Consider the following 21,473-nt stretch of genomic DNA (forward strand, 5'->3'; position numbering starts at 1 on the left):
TTACTCACCTACCCTAAGCCCTTATTCAGACTGGTTTTTTTATAGAGCAAATTGGCGCTGCACCGGGCACTTCTGATCTGATATGTTAGGCTTATGGGCCGTGTTACATTGCCCGCCCAAAATAACAAGAATCCCGGCCAGGGATCATAATAACCAGAACCCGTTACCCGTACCCAACTCAATCAGAGGCAATCATGGCCGATTTTCGTCAAAAAGCACTGGACTACCACGCCAAACCCGTCCCCGGGAAGATCAGTATCGAACTCACCAAGCCGGCCGAAAGCGTCGGCGATCTGGCCCTGGCCTACAGCCCCGGCGTGGCCGAACCCGTCAAGGAGATTGCCGCCAACCCTGATGCGGCTTATCTGTACACCGGCAAAGGCAATATGGTAGCGGTGATTTCCAACGGCACCGCCATCCTCGGCCTGGGTAATCTCGGCCCACTGGCCTCCAAGCCCGTGATGGAAGGCAAGGCCTTACTGTTTAAGCGCTTCGCCGGCCTGGACGCCATCGATATCGAGGTGAAGCACCGCACCACAGAGGACTTTATCACCACGGTGGCCAATATCGCCGACACCTTCGGCGGTATCAACCTGGAAGATATCAAAGCTCCCGAGTGTTTTGAGATAGAGCAGGAACTGATCAAGCGCTGCAAAGTACCGGTCTTCCATGACGACCAGCATGGCACCGCCATCGTCACCGCTGCCGGCATGCTTAATGCGCTGGAAATCCAGGGTAAGAAACTGCACGACGTCACCATCGTCTGTATGGGCGCCGGTGCCGCTGCCGTGGCCTGTATGGAGCTCTTGATTAAATGCGGCGCTCAGCGTGAGCGCATCTATATGCTGGACCGCAAAGGGGTGATTCATACACGTCGCGACGATCTGACTCCCCATAAACAGTTGTTTGCCAATAACACCGACAAGCGCACCCTGGAAGATGTGATGGAGGAAGCGGATGTGTTTGTCGGCGTCTCCGGCCCGGACGTGCTGCCGCCGGAAGCCCTGAAGCTGATGGCGCCCAATCCTGTGGTCTTCGCCTGCTCCAATCCGGATCCGGAAATCCGTCCCGAGTTGGCCCATGCGGTACGCGACGATCTGATTATGGCTACCGGTCGTTCCGACTACCCCAATCAGGTCAACAATGTACTCTGTTTCCCCTTTATCTTCCGCGGCGCGCTGGATGTGAGGGCCTCGGCCATCAATGATGAGATGAAAGTGGCGGCGGTGGATGCCATCCGTAATATCGCCAGGGAGCCCGTACCGGACACCGTGCTCCGGGCCGCCGATGTCAAGGAGCTGAACTTCGGCCGTGAGTATATTATCCCCAAACCCATGGATCCCCGCCTGTGCCAGCGGGTGGCCAGGGCTGTGGCCCAGGCCGCCATCGATTCAGGGGTGGCGGCACTGGAAGAGCTGCCGCCCGGGTATATGGAGTGATCTGAGTAAGGGTTGAGGGACTTTGTTACTTGTCCCTCGTCACTTGTCACGAGTTACCTGTCACTTATGCAGCTTCATATAATCCAGTGTCAGGTTAGTCAGCAGCTTCACCCCCAGTTTCATCCCTGACTCGTCAATTTTGAAGTCAGGGGTATGGTGGGGTGGGGCTTCTTCCTTGGGCAGGTCCAGGGGCTTACCACCGACAAACAGATACAGACCCGGCACTTCCTTCTGGAAGAAAGAGAAATCCTCGGCGCCGGTCACCGCCTTCACTTCCTCCACGTTTTCCTCACCAGCGGTACGCTTCAGGGTTGGCAACATCTTGTCCATCAGGGCAGGATCGTTGTACGTCACAGGGTAACTGTAATCCAGCGGCAAAGTCACTTCGGCTTCGGCACGCATACTGTCGGCAATGCCCTTGGCTTTACGGTGTACCGCGGCATGCAGATCTTCACGCATGTCTTCGTCCAGGGTACGTATGGTGCCCACCAGTTCCACTTCGCTGGGAATGATATTGGAACGGTTACCGCCATGGATAGAGCCCACCGTAATCACCGCCGCATCATCCACCAGCGGCAGCTCACGGCTGACGATGGTCTGCAGGCCCATGATTACCTGGGCCGCAGTGGTGACAGGATCCACGCTCAGCCAGGGGTAGGCGCCGTGGGCCTGTTTGCCCTTAATAACGATCTTGAAGGGATCGACCGCAGCCATAATGCCGCCATGACGGTATTCCACTACACCGACGTCCGTATCCGAGCTGATATGCAGGCCGAAGACGGTGTCCACGCCCTTCATGACTCCTTCCTGTACCATGACTTCGGCCCCGCCTGTCTCACCGGCTGGAGCCCCTTCCTCGGCCGGCTGGAAGATAAACTTGACCTTGCCGGTCAGCTCTGACTTCATGTCGGTTAGGATTTTGGCAGCCCCCATCAGCATGGCCATATGGGTATCGTGACCGCAGGCATGCATGACCGGCACTTCATTACCATTGTATTCCCCCTTTGCCCTGGAGCGAAATGGCAGGTCGTTCTGCTCGGGCACCGGCAAGCCATCCATATCCGCCCGCAGTGCCACCACCGGGCCCGGCTTGCCCGAATCCAACACCGCTACCACCCCGGTACGGGCAATACCGGTTTGCACCTCAAGCCCCAGGCCTCGCAGGTACTTTTCAATATATTTGGCAGTTTCGAATTCGCGGTTGGACAGCTCGGGATGTTGATGGAAATGGCGTCGCCATTCGATGACCTTTGGTTCGATCTGATCGGCCATCTGGCTCACTGTCTGGCCATTGACCGGACCGGCGATAATGCCGCTCAGTCCGAGCAAACTTATGAGGGTTAAGGCTTTTTTCATTGTTTTTTTACCTGGCGAAAGAATGTGCTACCACTCTAGGGCTAAGTCCAGTGCAGCGTCAATGTCACTGGACCGGATTATTGGCTAATACCGACCGATAGAAAAACTAATCGGCTTGGACCTTGATTCCTCTCCGATCATCCCTAACCCTTATATGGGAAGGCAATCAATAAGAAACGGGAATAAGATGTCGCAGAAACAGGAAAACAAACCTCCCAGTTTCGCAGTCGTGGCCGAAGGCGGAGGCCAGAAAGGGATATTTACCGCAGGCGTACTGGACGCCTTTATCGAGCAACAATTCTGGCCGTTCGAGCTGAAGGTGGGGGTCTCGGCCGGAGCCCAGAATCTGGCTGCTTACTGCACCAGGTCCGGGCAGTATGCCAGTCAGGCTATCCAGAAACTGACCACCACCCAAACCTTTTTCCGGCCGGCCAAGTTCTTTACCGGAGGCAATGTTATCGATCTGGACTGGTATTTTGATCAGGTACAGGAAACCGGTTCCCTGAGATTTCCTTCAGATTTACGCTATCTGGATGCCAATGCCAACTTTCATGCGGTGGCCACTGATGCGGACAGCCTGGATCCCATCTACCTGCCTACCGACAAACAAAACCTGTTTCTGCACCTGAAGGCCTCCAGCGCCATTCCTTTCCTGTACCGCCCGGGGGTGAAAATCGGCGGACGGCATCTGATCGATGGCGGGGTAGCCGATCCCTTGCCGGTCCGTTGGGCCTACGCCCAGGGTGCGCGCAGGATCCTGGTCATCCGCACCATGGAAGCGCATTTCAACGGCCAGTCCCCGCTTCTTGAGCGGCTCAGACCTTTGCTGAGGCGGATTCGTCAGTCCCCCCGAATGTATGAAATGTACCTGCATTACCAGCAACGTTATGCCGAAGCCATCGAATTCATCCGCCAACCTCCTGACGATCTGGAGGTACTGGAGATTGCGCCACCGGAGAACCTGCACAGTATGGTGCTGGGCTCACCGCCCCACGTACTCAGGCACGACTACCTCCTCGGCATGCGGGAAGGACGTAAGTTCCTCCGTCACTGGCACCGCAGTCAACGCCGCCTGGCCTGACGCGGTGAAACCGATGCGGTCATCAAGATCGGCAGAGTGCAGTACATAGGGCGCCCAGTAGTATGGGTTGCGGTATCTGGGATTGGCTCTGAGCTTCAGTTGCGCGTCTCTGAGCGCCTCCCCGGCTGAGCCTTGTTGCAACAGACTGGCATAGAAATACTCCATGAACTGCGCCGATGCGCGGTCAGCCACCGGCCACAGAGTCGACAGCACCTGCCTGGCTCCCTGGGCCAGGAAGCCTCTCACCAATCCGACCATCCCCTCGCCAGCCTGCTGCTTGCCCATGGCCGTATCACAGCCGTTGATGACGACCAGTTGGTTGGCAAAGGGATAAGCAAACAACTCAGGTAAGGTAACAAAACCAGCGATGGGCTGTCCGGTCTCGTCCACACCGGCCAGTTGCAAGCCCATGTTGTCGGGCTGGTCAGGGTTGAAATAACCATGGGTGGCAAAATGCAGCACCCGGGCCTGTCGAACCTGTTCCAGGTGCAGGTTGCGCCGATTCGCCCGGGTACCGGTGAAGCTCAGTACCTGACCGGCCGGGAAGAGGCTTTCAATCCGCTGTGCTTCTATGCCGGTATAGTCCAGGGGACGAAGTGTCTGTGCCCAGGTACGAACCGTTTCCTGTCCCTGAATGGATTGACCACCCGGGCTATTGAAGGTGGGGTCGGCGAAAATCACCAACTCACTGCCATGCAGGGAGGCTTGCCCTGACTTGGCCATCAACAGGGTATTGATGGAGGGGGCCCCCCGGAGTTTGAATCGCTCGACAAGCGCTGTACCGGCGTCGTCTATCGGCAAGGCTGCAAACGGCAACTGATGCAGGCTGCGATGTGCGATCAAGATCAATTCATCGAACTGCCCATTGGCCAGAAGCGGCCTGGGCAGCAAAGATGCCAGACTGGCCAGATCTTTCCTGCCGGGGGCTTTTCCGTCCACCAGCGTTTTTCGTAACCGCTCTGCCCTGTCCTGCAATGTTGCCGCAGTCATCGGGATGGCCTGAATATCTATATCTTGCTGACTGATGGCCAGCAGAATCAGTCTTTGATCCAATACCAGATAGTTGAGAATAAGCTGATTGCTGCCAAGACTGGCCTGTATCTCTTGCACGTTCAGGAGATCGGGGGCCGGTTGCCGGATATCCTTAAAATATCTGCCGGACTGCAGCGTCTGGATGAGGTAGTAGCTGAGTGGCAGGCCTTGCTGCTGTTGACCTGCGGATTGATTGGCCAACTGGCTGATCTGCTCAAGTTGTTCCAGATCCAGATCGTCCTGCGGATCACGCTCCGGCCGCGACAGATGCTGGCGAAGGCTGACTGAACGCATCCGCTCACTTAAGTCCAACAGGGCCACCTTGATATCTTCGGGCTTTTCCGCCTCTTGCCAGAGCGCTTCTGCCAGTTCACGATAGATGCGATTGGTCAGATTGCTCCAGGCGGGGCCATACCGCTGGGCTTCCAGATGCTGGTGCATGGTTTCAATCCGGGAAATAGCTTCAAAGCCCTTTTTAATGGCCAATGATAACTTACCTTGCCTGACAGCCAATTGCATAGCCTGGTGCAAAACTTCCACTTCGATCGTGGGATCTCTGGTGGTGAGGGCCGCGGCCTCTGCCGCTCGCATAGCTTCTGCAGATTGCTGCCAATCGGCCCGTTGGGACTGATCACTTGCCAAAGCCAGATATAGACGGGTTGTAAGATCGGGATCCCGCAAACGGGGTAGCTGATCCAGTGCTTTGTGCAGGTAGTCATGTGGGGAGGGCGCCGTGTGCATAAGACCAATACTGGCAGCAACAATCAGCTCTGCATCATCCAGTTGCACACCGGTATCAAGACATGCCTGAAAATAGCTCTGTGCCTCCAGAACACGTTGCTGCTTATGAAAGTTCTTTGCCAGCCGGCATCGAATCAGGGCGCTTTCCCGTCGGTTATCCTCATTGGTTATCCTTAATGCCGACAGCAGAAAACTGGCAGCCTTATTGTGATCTCCCAGAGACAAGTTAACCGTACCAAGATTACGCAGCAGCAATAGATTGAATTCAGGGTCATCCATTTGACTGACAATAGCTAGTGCCCGGGTGTAATAGTCAAGCGCTGCGCGCAGTGCGCGGTGCCGTTCATTGACGTAGCCGAGATTGTTGAGGATCTTCGCCAGCGTCCGACGGTCCAGCGCCAGTTCCGCCAGAGCTGCGGCTTTTTCTTCCAGGAGAAGCGAACGGCCAAGAGCTCTGTTCTGTTCAGCCTCAGATGAACCACGACTTTGAAGAATCTCCACAAAACTGCGATTGCTGTTGATCAATGCCAACAGACGGTTGTCTCCTGATGCATGCTTCTCAGCCTTACCCAACCATACTTGCCCTTCGGTCAAATTTAAATCCAGCAACTCAATCAGACCAGCAAGAGTAAATAGTTCCGCCATTTCCAGAGGTAGCTGGCCGGACTGTGCTGCCTCGATCGCCTTGAGAATCTGCTTGCGTGCCGCATCAAGATTGCCCTGCTCCATCTCGATCTTGGCCCGGGCACCTAGCAGCAAGTGGCGGTAGGGTGTCCACCGGTCCTCTGATAGGGATATATCTGCAAGGAGAGCTTTGGCTGCGGAAAAGCTGTATCTGAAGACATTGGCCAGAATGGCCGAGGAGAGTGCCATCTCTTGTATACCTGGTAAGGTTGAAGAGGCTCTGGCCAGTCCTTGATAGAGTTCAATGGCCCTGAGGCGGGATGGCGCGTTGTCCCTATTCCAATGTTTGCCGGCATCCGAGATCCACTGGGCATCCTGCATCTGAGCGTCAGTAATCAAAGTATGTTCAATAAATTCCCAGGAACCCAGAGCACCATTGGCATAATAGGGGTATAAACAGGCCAGAGCTCCTTTCGCGGATGCAGGTAGATAGGCATACTCGCTGCCACTTCTTCCCAGAGGTTGATTGACGATGAACGCCGTGTCGCCGGAATGGATTTGCACCAGCAAATCCATATCGTGCTGTTGCCATTCCAAAAGTCTGGCAGCGGAAGAAGCTCCGATATGATATTGCTGAAGAAGCGGCTTACCCTCTAGTTCTAGAGGGCAATCAGTCAGAGCAAAGGCGGTGGATGTGAATAGAAGAAAGTAAGTGGCCGAAAATCGGCCACAAAGGATACTTATCAGTCCGGACCACACTTCCAGGAGCCCAGTTCGCCATCGGACCATAACAGATAATGATTCATGTGATATCTGGTTGAGGTCCATTCTACTACTTCTGTGAACGAGAGTCCCGGTTGCACTTCAATTGGTGTGGATACCAGCCGGTTACCCACCAAGAAATAGTAGGCTTCCGCTAAGGCAGAATTAACGCTCGGGTCACTTGATTCAATCTTAGCTACCCAGCGCCCCTGATGCTCTACCTTACTGATACTGGTAATGGTGCCTTTTGCGGGATAATAAGGCTCCTTACCGGGGTCGCTGGTATCAGGTAAATCCCCGAAGGCCTTAAACTGTCCGCAGAATTCCTCAAGTCTTGCTTCGACGCTCATAATGGCTCCTGTCAGTTGTTGTTATATCTCACTCGTCACTTGTTTCTGGTTACTTATCATTCCTGCTTCAATAAATCGGCAATCCGGTAGGTCGGGCGGTTAAAGAACCTGCCGCTTCTGGGCAGAAACGGAAAGTCCTCTGGAACAGAGTCGAACAGCACCGAAGGACGGCTCTGGATGGCGAGGGCGTGGAATACTTCCACCACAATCAAACTGCCCAGCGGACCCAGTCTTACGCCTTTTCCTATGACGTCGGCCTCTGCCAGCAGGTAGTACCATAGCGGTGTTTTATGGCCGAATCCGTGGTGGGGAAAGTGCCTGCCCACCTCGTCCAGCAGGCCGATATGGTTACCGTGGTCGTCACGCAGGATGGCCGGATTCAATTCATCCGGGGTCAGTTCGCGTAAACCGATCTGTTCAGCCAAAGGAGCGTGATTCTGCAACAGGTGACGGACCACAGCCTGTCCATGAGGGAGACCCACCTCATTGCTGCGTAACAGGTTAAGCACGGCCAGGTTGATCTGGTCGTCATCCTCCTCCGACAGGCGGATATCCACCGATGGATCCATGGCCAGGGCAAAATTGAAGAAGCGGGGCAGCGGTTTGTCCGCCTGCTTGAAGAACAGCGACCAGTCCACCAGGAATTCGGCGGGCAGGTAGGGGCGGCCGCCAAAGCCGCCCTTGCCGGTCATCTGCAACATTTCCTGCAGGCTGGTGGCCTTGTCACGCTTGTCATTGATAGTGTAACGGAAACGCACCATGGAATGGCCGAACCTGTAGGCGGCGACGGAAAACTCCACTGGAATACGGGGCTCCTCGGCAGCCACGGGATACAAGAGACCGTGACTCTTATCCAGCATGACGGCCTGCAGAACCCTGGCATCGGTCAGGGTGGGTAAAAAATCGTATAACACGGCTTCCTGATAACACAGGGTCAGGGCATGTCTGGCCATCTGATACCAGGCACGGGCTTTTTTGCAGGGGAACGCCTCCCGGTAATGACCGATCAGACGGTTGTGCAGCTTGAGAAACTGCAGGTGAAGCTGGGCTACAATCAGGTTCTCGTCATTCCTGTCATCGCCTATCAACGGCCTTTTGCTGGCCTCTTCCCTCGGCAGATCCAGGCCTGGAATCAGCCGTCCATCACTGTCCATGCAATAGCCGAGCATCATCTCACCGGTATTGCGATCCAGGGGGATTTCGGCATCATCGAAGCCCAATCCATACAGGGCATCCATATCCATGGCAGGGGTGCGCATCTGCACCAGTTGATCCAGCGGCACCTGTTTGTCACCGGCAGGCTCCACGCCCCGTCTCAGGCGGGTAATGTCATGATCGAGAAACTGGCCGAAATACACATAACCGGCCTCGACTTTTTGTTCCCGGCCGGCGGGGGAAGCCTCCTTCATGGCCCGTCCCAGGGCAATCAGTGCGGCCTTCTGGTAACGGGTCGCCGGTAGCCCGAACAGGGAATAGAAACTGCCGTGAAGTGCCTGACCATGTTTTGATTCCATCATTTTCCCTTTCTGCTGGTTGTAAACTTGGGTCAGGCTACGCAGACAGGGATTATCCCTTATCTGCGATCCTGACAGTATATCTCTGCCACTCGCCCTGCCCGTCCAGCGGTCTGATACCCAGCAGGTAATCGCCGTTGGTCAGTGTCGCAGTGGGGATGGAAAGTGTCAGTTCACCATCGCGAATCCTGGCCGGCGGGAACGACACTTCCTTGCCAATCTGTTCAATGGAACGAAATACCACCTCGAATTCATCGCTCTTATACTCCCGGGGTTGGATGGACAACACCAGTTGCTGCTGGGCTTCGCTCATGTCCACCAGGATCAGATCCGGCTCCTCGCCGCGTGTGGGCTCAATGTAAATGATCTGCACATTGGCCAGTCCCTGAGGGGGCGTCGGGGCCAGCACAAATTGCCAGGAGAATCCAAATACCAGGCTGCAAGCCGCCAGGGTGACCAGGCTGGCGCGGGTCGGCGTTTTAAACCAATGCTGCATGCCTCTCCTGATTAGCGAAAGTCTGGGCTGCTTTTGCCTTAAACCTTCCATCATCAGTTGATCCAGAGCCAAGGTTTCAATCACCTGTGGTTTATCCATAACCCAGGCTTCAAACCGCGCGGCGTCCTGCTCAGACAGCTCTCCACGCAGATACTGATTGATGGTTTCCTGGTTGGCAAAGTCCATTGTCTGCATATTTCTCTCCTCACTCTTTCCCTTGTGACGTGGCATTGGCGTCTGCTTCCTCTGCGCTTGTCGCCACCTGACTGACGGCCCCGTAAAAGGGTGTGTCAGTGACAAAGTGCCGGGTTGAAGTGCTTTCTCGCACCTGAGTCGAAAATTTATGCAGATTATTTAATTCAGGGGTCAACAGGGGACTAAGCAACAACGCCATCAGCAGCAGGCTCTGCAGCTCTTTGCCTGAATCAAGCGGATCTTGCTCCGCCAAGGCTTGCACCACCAGTTGCCTTAGCCGTTGGCGGGCCCGGGACAATACCCGATCAAAATTGTCAGGACTCAGCGCAAGTCTCCGGCACAGCTCTGTCTTGGATTGATTTTGCAGGAAATACCCTTTGAGTAATTCCCGATCCCGCTTTACGGACAATTCATTCATCAGGGTCGTGACCAGAATTAACGCACGCTCACCGTGCAACTGAATCAGGATTTCCGGACCGGTATCCGGTGCCTCGAACACGACCTCCGAGGCCTCAGTTCTGCGTCGGCGTTCCTTACGATAATGTGCACTAAGCAGGTTCACACCGGTCTGGCGAATGTAGGCGGATAATGCCTGCGGATTAGTGATCAGATTCTGCCTGGCCTTTTCCAGGCAGATCAGCAGGGCATCCTGGGCCAGGTCGGCGGCCAGCTCAGGATCCTGACATTGTCTCAACAATATATACCTCAAGCCCCTGGCATAGCGTGTCACCAGTTCCTGCTCTGCGCTTTTACTGCCTGTGGCAATGCGCTGCAACAGTTCAGCAGAAAGTGTGGTGTCGTCAGTATCAGCCATGGGAGACGTCTTTCATTTGATTCTGTTCAACCCTTTACCGGATTACTCAATCGATCTTCAACCAATCTGAGCATACGGGATCCGTCCACCTCGATGCAGATTTTCTGCACAGGAAGATCGTCCCACCCAGCATAGGGAAACTTTCTGTCACCTGGTGCAAAGGTGGTCTGGCCGGCAGCCAGTCCTTCCGTAATCACACGCAGCCGGCCCTCGGCCATGCCCAACAAGGAAGGATCCAGCAGGTACGCAATATTGGTTGGGTCATGCAGCATGCAACCGCGCTCCCCCAGAATGGGCTGATAAAAATCCATGTAGAAATTGCAGGCTTTTTGCAGCAACTCACCCTGTGCAGGATTGGCTTTGGCGACCCGCTCCATCAGATCCGGTTTGAGGATCACCTTGCTGGTCACATCCAGGCCGACCATCACCACCGGCCAGTTGGCGGTCATCACCATATCGGCCGCATGAGGGTCACCCATGATATTGGCTTCCGCCACCGGCGACACGTTGCCATTGGTATAGACGGCACCGCCCATCAGCACGACTTCGGCCACTTTGCCGGCTATATCGGGAGCCTTCTCCAGTGCCCGGGCAATATTGGTGAGGGGGCCCAGGGGCACCAGGGTAATCTCGCCCGGGTGCTGGCGAATCTGCTCAATAATAAAGTCCACCGCCGACTGGGACTGGGCCTGCTTGTCGGAGGCCGGCCAGTCTATATTGCCGAAACCGTCATCCCCATGCACGAAATCAGCGTAGGGGGCGGGCGTTCTGACCATGGGCACAGACTCGCCCTGATAAACCGGAATAGGGTAGCTGGCCATATCCGCCAGGATCAGTGCGTTATGGGTGGCCTGCTTAACCGACACATTACCGAAGATAGTTGTCAGTCCGATAACGTCCAGCTCCGGAGAGTTCATTGCCAGGGCAATGGCCAGGGCGTCATCTACGCCGGGATCCGTGTCGATAATAATCTTTTTGCTCATGCTTGTTCCTTGTTTAAATGCTGTCTTTTAACCGGCCTGACCAAGCAGAAACTGCTCGGCTTCCTGGCGGGTGGGAATGGCGGGGATGGCGCCGGGCCGGCTGACACATAGTGCTGCGGCAGCACCGGCCAGCTTCAGTGAATCGCTGATGGCCGCGCCCTGGACCCGGCTGGCAAGGAAAAAACCGATAAAGGTATCACCCGCAGCCGTGGTATCCACTGCCTGTACGGGACAGGCTGAAACCTGTTCACGTTGTTGAGGGTCCTGGTAGCAGGCGCCTTTGGCTCCCAGAGTCACCAGTACGGCCAGCTCAGGCGCCTGTTGGCGAATCTGGACAAGGGCCGTTTCCAGCTCGTCTGTACCGGTCAGATCCTGCAGCTCCACCTCATTGACGATCAGCAGGTCCAGCTTTTCCAGCAGGGCCAGGGTCAGATCTTTATCCATGGGCGCCGGATTAAAGGCCACCTTCAGGCCCCGTTTGCGGGCCAGTGCGGCCGTTTCCCGGATAAGGTTGGTTTCGTTCTGCATCAGCAGCCAGTCGCCGCTGACGGCAGTGGCCAGTTGCCTGTCGATCCAGTCTGCGCTCAGGGCGCGGTTGGTCCCGGGGTGCAGGATGATGGCATTTTCGCCATCCTGATTGATCTGGATAATGGCGTGGCCGGTGGCATCGACGGCAAGCTCGTTAATGCCGCCTGTATCTATACCAATCTCCTTCATCAGGCTGAGAATGCTGCTATCTCCCAGGCCAATGGCACCGATATGTCTGACTGTGGCGCCAGCCCGGGCCGCTGCGGCAGACTGGTTGGCGCCCTTCCCCCCCAGGTTGCGCTGATAGGCGCTGGAGGTCAGGGTTTCACCCGGTCGGACAAAATGTGTGAGTCGATAACAATGGTCCCAGTTGATGGACCCCAGGTTGTATATCTTCATCTTAATGCTCTGATGGTCATGAAACGACAATTTACCAGTGAATTCCGTCAATTATAAGTGTCGTATTGGGTTAAGGCCTGTTAACGCAAAGATTAACCCTTTGCTATCTGATCCTGACTGACTATGTTGTTCAATGCAGGACAGATTATTCTCTCAAGGAGTCTCTATGTTAGGACTGAATGACGACGCGTTGGTCAGGACCGACGCCTTTATCAATGGCCAATGGCAATCCAGCGACCAGAAATTTGCCGTGACCAACCCGGCTAACGGCGAGACCCTGGTACTGGTGGCTGATGTCGGCGCTGACGGGGCTGAGCAGGCCGTGCAGGCGGCGCACCAGGCGTTCAGGGACTGGGCGGGTAAACCTGCGGTAGAGCGGGCCGGCCTGATGCGAAAATGGTTTGAGCTGATGATGCAGCATCAGGACGACCTGGGCCGGCTGCTGACCCTCGAACAGGGTAAACCCCTGGCCGAAGCCAAGGGAGAGATCGCCTACGGGGCAACCTACATGGAGTGGTTTGCCGAAGAAGCCAAGCGGGTGTACGGCGATACCATTCCAGCACCGTCAAACGACAAACGCATCCTGGTGATCAAACAACCGGTGGGCGTGGTGACGGCGGTGACCCCCTGGAACTTTCCCAACGCCATGATCGCACGCAAGGCAGCCGCGGCCCTGGCGGCCGGCTGCACCTTTGTGGTCAAGCCGGCAGCCGAGACGCCTTTATCGGCGCTGGCGATGGCTGAGCTGGCCAGGCGGGCAGGGATCCCTGACGGCGTCCTGAACGTGGTGACGGGGAAAGATTCCAAATCCATCGGTAAGGTACTGACCGAACATGAACTGGTGCGCAAGTTCACCTTCACAGGTTCAACAGCAGTGGGTAAACAACTGATCGCCCAGTGCGCGGGGACTGTAAAAAAAGTCACCATGGAGTTGGGCGGCAACGCGCCCTTTATCGTCTTTGACGATGCCGATCTCGATGCTGCGGTGAAGGGCCTGATGGCCTCCAAGTTCCGTAATGCCGGCCAGACCTGTGTCTGTGCCAATCGCATTTTTGTGCAGCAAAGCGTCTATCAGGCATTCAGCGACAAACTGTCTGAGGCGGTGGCACAGTTGAAACTGGGCAATGGCCTTGAAGAGGGCGTGACTATCGGCCCGTTGATCTCTAAAAGTGCCGTGGACAAAGTCCGTGAACTGATCGATAAATCGGTCAATCAGGGAGCCAAAGTCAGCCGTGGCGGCCAGGCTTCCGGTCTGGGAGAGCTGTTTTTCGAGCCGACCATACTGACCGACGTATCCAATGACATGCCGCTCGCCCGGGAAGAAATCTTCGGCCCCGTCGTACCGCTGATCCCCTTCGAAGACGAACAGCAGGCGTTACAGCTCGCCAACGACACCGATGTGGGTCTGGCGGCGTACTTCTATGCCCGAGATATAAGCCGCATTTGGCGGGTCAGCGAAGGACTCGAATACGGCATGGTGGGCATCAATGAAGGGGGGATATCCAATCCCGCCGCCCCCTTTGGCGGCGTCAAGCAATCCGGGTACGGTCGCGAGGGTTCAAAATACGGCTTGGATGACTATCTGGAAATCAAATATCTGTGTATGGGAGGCATTTAAGGTGACTGAACAGAGTCGTAACGTCGAGTTACAGGCCCGCAAGCAACAGGCCATTGCCCGCGGACAAGGCAATGTGTATCCCGTGTATGTGGCCCATGCCAAGAATGCCGAACTCTGGGACGAGGACGGCAACAGGTATATCGACATGGGCACCGGCATTGCCGTGTGCAATACCGGCCATGCCCATCCCAAAGTCGTGGCGGCAGTCAGGGAACAGGTGGAGAAGTTTTCCCATACCTGTGTGATGGTCAATCCCTATCGGTCTGCCGTTGAACTGGCAGAACGGCTCAATAAACTGGTGCCGGGAGAGTCGCAGAAGAAAAGCATATTCGTCAGCACCGGCGCCGAGGCTGTGGAGAATGCCATCAAGATAGCCCGAGCCCATACGGGGCGTCGCGGGGTGGTGGCTTTCAACGGCGGATTCCATGGCCGGACCAATCTGGCCATGGCCCTGACCGGCAAGATCACCCCCTACAAATATCAGTTCGGCCCGTTTCCGGCCGATATCTACCATGTACCCTTTCCTTCCGAACTGCACGGCGTCTCGGTGCAGGACTCTGTCAAGGCCCTGGCCAACCTGTTCAAGGTGGACATTGCCCCCCAGGATGTGGCGGCCATTATACTTGAGCCCATTCAGGGCGAAGGCGGCTTCTACCAGGCACCGACTGAATTACTGCAGGCACTGCGAGAGCTGTGCGACCAGCAGGGTATTGTGTTGATCCTCGATGAGATCCAGACCGGCTTTGGCCGCACCGGCAGAATGTTCTGCAGCGAATATGCCGGGGTCGAGGCGGACCTCATGACAGTGGCCAAGGGGATTGCCGGTGGCTTTCCCTTAGCTGCCGTGGTGGGCAAAGCCGAGATTATGGATGCGCCCCTGCCTGGCGGCCTGGGCGGGACCTACGGCGGTTCGCCGGTGGGCTGTGCGGCGGCGCTGGCGGTACTGGAAGTGATTGAGGAAGAGGATCTGTGCAACCGCGCCCTCTTTGTGGGTGAAAAGGTGGCCACCGCTCTGTCAGCCCTGAAAGCCAGGTATCCGCAGATTATCGGTGAGATCAGGATCAAAGGGGCCATGATCGCCCTCGAGCTGCTGGAGGAAGGCAACCCGGATAAGCCCAATACAGCCCTGACCCAGGCCATCATCGCCCATGCGGCACAAAGCGGCCTGATCCTGTTGTCCTGTGGCTTCTACGGCAACGTGATTCGCCTGCTGCCGGCCCTGACCATAGAGGAGTCAGTACTGGATGAGGCGCTGGGCAAACTGTCGGGTCTGTTCGATCAATTGCTGTCTGCAGCCCCGGCGGCCGCCAACCAGTAAGTAGGGTCAGTCTTTCGGTCCCTGATAGCCCCAACGGGCTATCAGGGACTGATCCAGTCCGATATGGTCGAGGATTCTGGCCACCACGAAATCCACCAAATCCTGAATTGAACTGGGATTGTGATAAAAACCCGGGCTGGCCGGCATAATGGTCGCGCCCAGGTTGGAGAGCTTGAGCATGTTCTCCAGATGAATACTGGACAGGGGCATCTCCCTGGGCACCAGGATCAACTGACCCTTCTCCTTCAACACGACATCGGCGGCCCGCTCGATCAGGTTGTCGCTGGCCCCCACGGCGACAGCCGATAAGGTCCCCGTGGAACAGGGGCATACGACCATCTGTTTGGGCGCGGCAGAGCCGGAAGCCACCGGCGAAAACCACTCGTCCTTGCCGAAGACCTTGATCTGCTCCTCGCCGGCGGAATATCTGTCCCTTAACCAGGCGGTGGCTGCAGCCGGACTGGCAGGGATCTGCAGGTTTTCCTCCGTGGCCAATACCACCCGGGCAGCGGAGGAAATCAGCACATACACCTGACAGTTGGCCTGCACCAGCACCTCCAACAGCCGCAAAGCATAGGGCGCGCCGGATGCGCCGGTGATGGCCAGGGTCAGTTGCTTGTCATACGCCATATTTATCTTCCAATGCCTGTTGCAGTTTCTGGTGAATACCGCCGAAGCCGCCGTTGCTCATCATCAGTATATGATCGCCGGGTTTCGCCTGCTCAACCAGACGCTCAATCAGCCTGTCCAGTTCGCTGGTGAGCCAGGTGGGGGTCTGGCTTTTGTCCACCAGTGCCTGCATGGACCAGCCCAGCCCCGCCGGCTCCAACACAAAGGCCGCGTCGGCCCCCTGCCAGGACGCAGCCAGACTGTCCTTATGTACGCCCATCTTCATGGTATTGGATCTGGGCTCCAGTACCGCCAGGATACGCTCGTCACCCACCCTGGCCCGCAGGCCGGCAATGGTGGTGGCAATGGCCGTGGGATGGTGGGCAAAATCGTCATACAGGGTAATGCCGGCCACCCGGGCCCGGGTTTCCATCCGTCGTTTAACGTTTCTAAACTGATTCAGGGCCTCAATGGCCACGCTGGTCGGCACCCCTGCATGACGGGCTGCGGCAATGGCCATCAGGCCATTGTTACGATTGTGCCCGCCCATCAGCGACCATTCCACCCGCCCCTGCAGTGCATTCTGGAACAGTATATCGAACTGTCGGCCATCCGCGCTGACATTGACTATTTGCCAGTCCCGGGCGGTCTTTTCCACCGGCGTCCAGCAACCCATTTCTAGGGTCCGCTCCAGATTGGCATCGTCAGCCGGCGACAGCACCAGTCCAGTCCCCGGCATCATACGCAACAGATGATGGAACTGCTTCTGGATGGCGGCCAGATCCTCGAAGATATCCGCATGGTCGAATTCCAGGTTATTCAGCACCAGGGTGCGGGGACGGTAGTGGACAAACTTGGAGCGCTTGTCGAAAAAGGCGCTGTCGTACTCATCCGCCTCAATAACGAAAAACGGCGCTTCACCCAGACGGGCCGAAATGCCGAAATTTTCCGGAATACCGCCAATCAGAAAGCCCGGATTGAGGCCGGCATACTCCAGCACCCAGGCCAGCATACTGGAGGTGGTGGTCTTGCCATGGGTACCGGCCACTGCCAGTACCCATCTGTCCTTAAGCAGATTTTCCAGCAACCATTGCGGACCGCTGGTATAAGGCAGGTTTCTGTCCAGCACGGCTTCCACCGCCGGGTTACCCCGGCTCAGGGCATTGCCGATCACCACCAGGTCAGGCGCCGGCTCCAGTTGCGAGGGGTCAAAGCCCTGGGTCAGGGTGATGCCAAGCTGTTCAAGCTGGGTGCTCATAGGCGGGTAGACATTAGTGTCTGAACCCGTGACCCGATGGCCCATGGCCTTGGCCAGGGCGGCAATGCCACCCATAAAGGTGCCGCAGATGCCTAGAATATGAATATGCATAGAGAAAATGTGATAACTGCTTTGCCGGCAAGCCTATCAATAAACGGGCCGGGCCGGTAGCAGAAACCCCTTCAGGCTGGCCGCGGGCATTGCTCTTTCCCGGGCGGCGACATAAGAATCGATACGGGTTACAATAAAACCACAACAATAAGAACAAGATAAGCCGCCAGCAACAAGAGGGCGGCGTTCCCTACATCCAATAAAAAACACACAAGGTCTGTCTGATGAAACGACTCAATACCCAATTACAGGAAGACGGCTGTCCACTCGAGCTGATCCTGCTGATCCGTACCCTGCTGGCCGCCTGTAAAGAGATCTCCTTTCGGGTCAGCCAGGGCGCCCTGGCCGGCGTGCTGGGCTCCACCCTGAGCGATAACGTGCAGGGCGAGCGGCAAAAGAAACTGGATGTGATCTCCAACCAGATCCTAAAGGATATCCTCAGCGAATCCGGCTATGTGAAAGCCATTTCCTCGGAAGAGGAAGACAGTGTCATCGGCTGTAACCCGGAAGGGAAATACCTGATCAGTTTCGACCCCCTGGACGGTTCATCCAACACGGATATCAACAGCCTGATCGGAACTATCTTCTCGGTATTCCACGCCCCCCAGTGGATGGAACCGGACGATCCGTCCGCCTTTTTACAGCCCGGCACCCAGCAGGTCGCGGCCGGCTATGTGCTGTACGGCCCTTCCACCATGCTGGCCATGACCACCGGACGGGGTACCCATCTGTATACCCTGGACAAGACCCACGGCGGCTTCCTGCTGACCCGCGGCAATGTACAGGTTCCCAGGGAGACCCAGGAGTTTGCCATCAATACCTCCAACCAGCGTCACTGGGAACCCTGTATGCAGAAGTATGTGTCTGACCTGCTGGCCGGTGACCAGGGCCCGAGGGGCAAGAATTACAATATGCGCTGGGTGGCAGCCATGGTGGGGGACATACACCGGGTACTGTGCCGCGGTGGTATCTTCGCCTACCCCTGGGACAATCGTGAACCCAAGAAACCGGGCAAGCTGCGGCTGATGTACGAAGCCAATCCCATGGCCTTTCTCATGGAGCAGGCTGGCGGCGGGGCTTCCACCGGTCGCGGACGGATTCTGGAAGTCATGCCCACCGATATCCACCAGCGGGTGCCGGTGCTTCTGGGCTCAGCCGAGGAAGTGGAAGTCTGCGTCAGCCATTACAAGGACTGATAGTCAGGGGAGCCCCGCCCATGACCGGGCTCCCCATCAGCCTACATCAGGCCTGCTTCTTTTCCAGCCTGACCACTTCGGCTTTTTCTTCTTCCAGCAACGATTTGGCATCCGCGCCTTTGAACAATTTGGCCACCACGTCCTTGTTCTGCGCCAACAGCACCGACAGTTCTTCGAGCATCCCTTCGTCCAGCTTCAGGCCCTTGGCCTGGATGTAATCGGCCAGGTTATCCGCCACATCCAGCATCTTGTCGTATTGATCCGCCTCTTTCTTGTCGGTTGTCACCAGCTTCTCTACCCCTTTGTGCTCTACCACATAGCGTACGATGATGGCCATCACAGCCTCCTTTATTGAAAGTGTAGGATCAGGCTAACACAAATACTGTATATTTAAACAGTTATTTTTAAAACAAAAGGACTGTCGTACAGGCTCCCTACACTTAGGAGATCTTCTTAAGGGGTTCTGCCGACTCGATTGGCAACGGCGCCGCCGCCCGACTATCCTGACACTAAGGAATTGACGCCAGATACAGGAGGAAACATGGCAAATCTCACTCCCACCCAGGATGCAAAGATGAATCCCATCGCCAATATGGAAGGGCTGCAGGCCGCCATCGTCAATGGCGAAGCCAAACGGGTCAAACAGCTGCTGGCCAACCAGGTTCTGGACGAGCTGCAGAAAAGTTACCTCATCGAGCTGGCCGAACTGAACGATAAGCCCCAGATCGTCAAGCTGTTGCAAGACGCCCCGGCTAAACCCTGACAGTCGGAACGAGACTGCAAAAAGTAAAGGCGCCGCGGCGCCTTTTTTATTGTTGCCGTCCGTCCATTAAAGCAAAGGTGCAATCACCAGGCTGACAATGGCCATCACATTAATCAGGATATTCATGGCCGGACCCGAGGTGTCTTTGAAGGGATCGCCGACTGTGTCGCCTACGACAGTGGCCGCATGCACTGACGAGCCCTTGCCGCCGAAGTTTCCTTTTTCCACATACTTCTTGGCGTTATCCCAGGCGCCGCCGGCATTGGCCATCATCAGCGCCAGCAATACGCAGCCGAGCAGCGCACCGCCCAGCATGCCGCCCAAGGCGTGGGGGCCGATGCCGAAGCCAACGACAGGCGGCACCGCCACTGCCAGTACACCGGGCAGGATCATTTTCTTCAGCGCCGCGGTCGTGGCGATATCCACGCAGCGGGCCGTATCCGGCTGCGCGGTGCCTTCCATCAGGCCCTTGATTTCACGGAACTGACGGCGGATTTCATGGATCATTTCGAAGGCCGCATCCCCCACCGCCGTCATGGTGATGGAGGCAATCAGAAATGGCAGCAGACCACCGATGAAGAGCCCGGTCAGCACTTCGGGATCACCCAGATGCAGGGTGAAGTTTTCGTAGTGCAGACTCATGGTTTCCACGAAGGCAGCAATAATGGCCAGGGCCGCCAGGGCCGCAGCGCCGATGGCAAAGCCCTTGCCAATGGCCGCAGTGGTGTTACCCAGTTCATCCAGCGAGTCGGTAATGGCGCGGGTTTCCTTGCCCAGCCCGCCCATCTCGGCGATACCCCCGGCGTTGTCCGCCACGGGACCATAGGCGTCGATGGCCATGGTGATGCCCACCGTCGCCAGCATGCCCACGGCGGCAATCCCCACACCGTAGAGGCCAGAAAGCGAGGTGGAAATATAGATAATGGCGCAGATGGTCAGCACCGGTATCACTACCGACTGCATGCCTACCGAAAGACCTGTGATCATCACCGTCGCCGGACCGGTTTCACCGGATTTGGCAATCTTGCGAATAGGTGCCGACGCGGTGTAATACTCCGTCACCAGACCAATGATGATGCCCCCAACCGCCCCGGTCAGTACCGACCACCAGACATTGTTGGAAATCTCTACATACTGAATCACAAAGTGGGCGACGATAATAAACAGCAGCGCCGCGGACATGGTGCCGGCACGCAAAGCCGTATCCGGCTTTTTCGCCGACATGGCGCGCACCAGCAGAATACCCAGTACCGAGCAAATCAGGCCGGCCGACGCCAGGGCCAGGGGCAGGAACATCAGGGATTCACGACTGCCCAGGGCACTGACTGTCATGGTGGCGGCGATGGCGATGGTGGCAATCATGGACCCGCAATAAGACTCGAAGATATCCGAGCCCATACCGGCCACATCGCCCACGTTGTCGCCCACGTTATCGGCGATGACGCCCGGGTTGCGAGGATCATCCTCAGGAATGCCCGCTTCTATCTTGCCCACCAGGTCGGCCCCCACGTCGGCACTTTTGGTAAAGATACCGCCGCCGACCCGTGAGAACAGTGCCACACTGGACGCCCCCATGCCAAAGCCATGGATGGCATGGGCGGTAGCCGGATCGCTGCCGAAGAACCAGTACAGGGAGCCCAGCCCCAGCAAGCCCATGGAGGCCACGCACAACCCCATGATGGAGCCGCCCATAAAGGCGATGGACAAGGCAGCAGCGGCCCCTTGGTCGTGGGCGGCCTGGGTGGTTCGCACATTGGCCTTGGTGGCGGTAAACATGCCGATATAGCCGGCCAGGGCCGAACAGACTGCGCCAACCACAAAGGCCAGTGTGGTATTGGTTCCTAACGAGAAGTACAGGGCAACGGCCAGCACCAGGGCAAAGATAAACAACATCTTGTATTCCCGGTGCATAAAGACCATGGCGCCAAGGTGGATCTGATCGGCAATTTTGCTGATGGCCTCATTGGTCACCGGCACTTTTTTGATCATGAAATAGATAAACATGGCAATCACCAGGCCTGCCAGGCCCAGTGCAGGTGGCAGATAAAATAGTTCAGTCATAGGCTCCCCAACAGTTACTCAGAGCGAAGTCCTGGCCATGGGGCCGTTACTCCGCAGTATTATCAGGGGCTGGCTTCAACCTCGACAACATGGGGCATATGCAAGCATACGCCAAGCCTACCCCTTTGTTTTTGCTTTAGTTTTCAGCAACTTCTCAACCACTATAGACCCAGTGGATCGGGATGTCAGCAATTAATTGGAGAAAAAATATCCAACCTCGCACGC

General features: G+C 56.5%; 18 protein-coding genes. 6 read left to right on the forward strand and 12 right to left on the reverse strand.

Translation table 11 applies throughout. The features are described 5' to 3' along the window. The first annotated feature begins 194 nt into the window (after nucleotides 1-194). Nucleotides 195-1,439 carry a malic enzyme-like NAD(P)-binding protein gene (locus J0A66_RS12375; protein ID WP_206574132.1) on the forward strand — a complete coding sequence of 415 codons (1,245 nt, stop codon included), beginning with the start codon at nucleotides 195-197 and terminating at the stop codon, nucleotides 1,437-1,439. Nucleotides 1,440-1,499: 60 nt separating this feature from the next. Here J0A66_RS12375 and J0A66_RS12380 read toward each other — a convergent pair whose 3' ends face one another. Next, the gene (locus J0A66_RS12380) at nucleotides 1,500-2,711 is read right to left on the reverse strand and encodes an amidohydrolase (RefSeq protein ID WP_439098870.1); all 1,212 of its coding nucleotides are present in this window, start codon (nucleotides 2,709-2,711) and stop codon (nucleotides 1,500-1,502) included. A gap of 271 nt (nucleotides 2,712-2,982) precedes the next feature. Here J0A66_RS12380 and J0A66_RS12385 point away from each other — a divergent pair, with 271 nt between their 5' ends. After that, nucleotides 2,983-3,876: a patatin-like phospholipase family protein gene (locus J0A66_RS12385; protein ID WP_206574134.1), complete on the forward strand. Its 894-nt coding sequence runs from the start codon at nucleotides 2,983-2,985 to the stop codon at nucleotides 3,874-3,876. Here the strand turns inward: J0A66_RS12385 and J0A66_RS23710 are convergent. The 7 genes from J0A66_RS23710 to J0A66_RS12420 form a co-directional block, all read right to left on the reverse strand. Beyond that, nucleotides 3,778-6,837, reverse strand: coding sequence for a CHAT domain-containing protein (locus tag J0A66_RS23710; RefSeq protein ID WP_206574135.1), 3,060 nt, complete (start codon nucleotides 6,835-6,837; stop codon nucleotides 3,778-3,780). The two genes, J0A66_RS12385 and J0A66_RS23710, sit on opposite strands and share 99 nt — an antisense overlap. Nucleotides 6,838-7,016: 179 nt before the next feature. After that, nucleotides 7,017-7,385, reverse strand: coding sequence for a hypothetical protein (locus tag J0A66_RS12395; protein WP_206574136.1), 369 nt, complete (start codon nucleotides 7,383-7,385; stop codon nucleotides 7,017-7,019). 56 nt (nucleotides 7,386-7,441) lie between these two features. After that, on the reverse strand, nucleotides 7,442-8,899 hold the full coding sequence (locus J0A66_RS12400; RefSeq protein WP_206574137.1) for a peroxidase family protein: 1,458 nt from the start codon (nucleotides 8,897-8,899) through the stop codon (nucleotides 7,442-7,444). Between the two features lie 52 nt (nucleotides 8,900-8,951). Continuing rightward, a complete protein-coding gene (locus J0A66_RS12405) occupies nucleotides 8,952-9,590 on the reverse strand; it encodes a hypothetical protein (protein ID WP_206574138.1) in 639 nt (212 codons plus the stop codon). A gap of 10 nt (nucleotides 9,591-9,600) precedes the next feature. Then, nucleotides 9,601-10,404, reverse strand: coding sequence for an RNA polymerase sigma factor (locus J0A66_RS12410; RefSeq protein ID WP_206574139.1), 804 nt, complete (start codon nucleotides 10,402-10,404; stop codon nucleotides 9,601-9,603). A 26-nt stretch (nucleotides 10,405-10,430) separates the two neighbouring features. After that, nucleotides 10,431-11,387 carry a nucleoside hydrolase gene (locus tag J0A66_RS12415; RefSeq protein WP_206574140.1) on the reverse strand — a complete coding sequence of 319 codons (957 nt, stop codon included), beginning with the start codon at nucleotides 11,385-11,387 and terminating at the stop codon, nucleotides 10,431-10,433. A 27-nt stretch (nucleotides 11,388-11,414) separates the two neighbouring features. Further along, complete coding sequence (locus J0A66_RS12420) at nucleotides 11,415-12,314, reverse strand: ribokinase (protein ID WP_206574141.1); 900 nt, start codon at nucleotides 12,312-12,314, stop codon at nucleotides 11,415-11,417. A 166-nt stretch (nucleotides 12,315-12,480) separates the two neighbouring features. On the opposite strand from J0A66_RS12420, the gene J0A66_RS12425 reads away from it, so the two are divergent. Continuing rightward, complete coding sequence (locus J0A66_RS12425) at nucleotides 12,481-13,932, forward strand: NAD-dependent succinate-semialdehyde dehydrogenase (protein WP_206574142.1); 1,452 nt, start codon at nucleotides 12,481-12,483, stop codon at nucleotides 13,930-13,932. Between the two features lies 1 nt (nucleotide 13,933). After that, nucleotides 13,934-15,250, forward strand: coding sequence for a 4-aminobutyrate--2-oxoglutarate transaminase (gabT, locus tag J0A66_RS12430; RefSeq protein WP_338143887.1), 1,317 nt, complete (start codon nucleotides 13,934-13,936; stop codon nucleotides 15,248-15,250). A 6-nt stretch (nucleotides 15,251-15,256) separates the two neighbouring features. On the opposite strand, the gene J0A66_RS12435 is transcribed toward gabT, so the two are convergent. Continuing rightward, nucleotides 15,257-15,880 carry a flavin prenyltransferase UbiX gene (locus J0A66_RS12435; RefSeq protein ID WP_206574144.1) on the reverse strand — a complete coding sequence of 208 codons (624 nt, stop codon included), beginning with the start codon at nucleotides 15,878-15,880 and terminating at the stop codon, nucleotides 15,257-15,259. Further along, nucleotides 15,870-17,228 (reverse strand): UDP-N-acetylmuramate:L-alanyl-gamma-D-glutamyl-meso-diaminopimelate ligase, encoded by a 1,359-nt coding sequence (gene mpl, locus J0A66_RS12440; protein ID WP_206574145.1) that lies wholly within the window; start codon nucleotides 17,226-17,228, stop codon nucleotides 15,870-15,872. The genes J0A66_RS12435 and mpl overlap by 11 nt, the downstream gene beginning before the upstream one ends. Before the next feature lie 224 nt (nucleotides 17,229-17,452). Here mpl and J0A66_RS12445 point away from each other — a divergent pair, with 224 nt between their 5' ends. Next, complete coding sequence (locus J0A66_RS12445; RefSeq protein WP_206574146.1) at nucleotides 17,453-18,424, forward strand: class 1 fructose-bisphosphatase; 972 nt, start codon at nucleotides 17,453-17,455, stop codon at nucleotides 18,422-18,424. Nucleotides 18,425-18,470: 46 nt separating this feature from the next. On the opposite strand, the gene J0A66_RS12450 is transcribed toward J0A66_RS12445, so the two are convergent. Beyond that, complete coding sequence (locus J0A66_RS12450) at nucleotides 18,471-18,761, reverse strand: YebG family protein (RefSeq protein ID WP_206574147.1); 291 nt, start codon at nucleotides 18,759-18,761, stop codon at nucleotides 18,471-18,473. Between the two features lie 204 nt (nucleotides 18,762-18,965). Here J0A66_RS12450 and J0A66_RS12455 point away from each other — a divergent pair, with 204 nt between their 5' ends. Then, nucleotides 18,966-19,187, forward strand: a complete 222-nt coding sequence (locus J0A66_RS12455) for a hypothetical protein (protein WP_241264171.1) — start codon at nucleotides 18,966-18,968, stop codon at nucleotides 19,185-19,187. A gap of 66 nt (nucleotides 19,188-19,253) precedes the next feature. Here the strand turns inward: J0A66_RS12455 and J0A66_RS12460 are convergent, their stop codons facing one another. Next, nucleotides 19,254-21,248, reverse strand: coding sequence for a sodium-translocating pyrophosphatase (locus J0A66_RS12460; RefSeq protein ID WP_206574148.1), 1,995 nt, complete (start codon nucleotides 21,246-21,248; stop codon nucleotides 19,254-19,256). Between the last annotated feature and the right edge of the window lie 225 nt (nucleotides 21,249-21,473).

This window comes from Bowmanella dokdonensis, from assembly GCF_017254865.1.
GTDB lineage: Bacteria > Pseudomonadota > Gammaproteobacteria > Enterobacterales > Alteromonadaceae > Bowmanella > Bowmanella dokdonensis.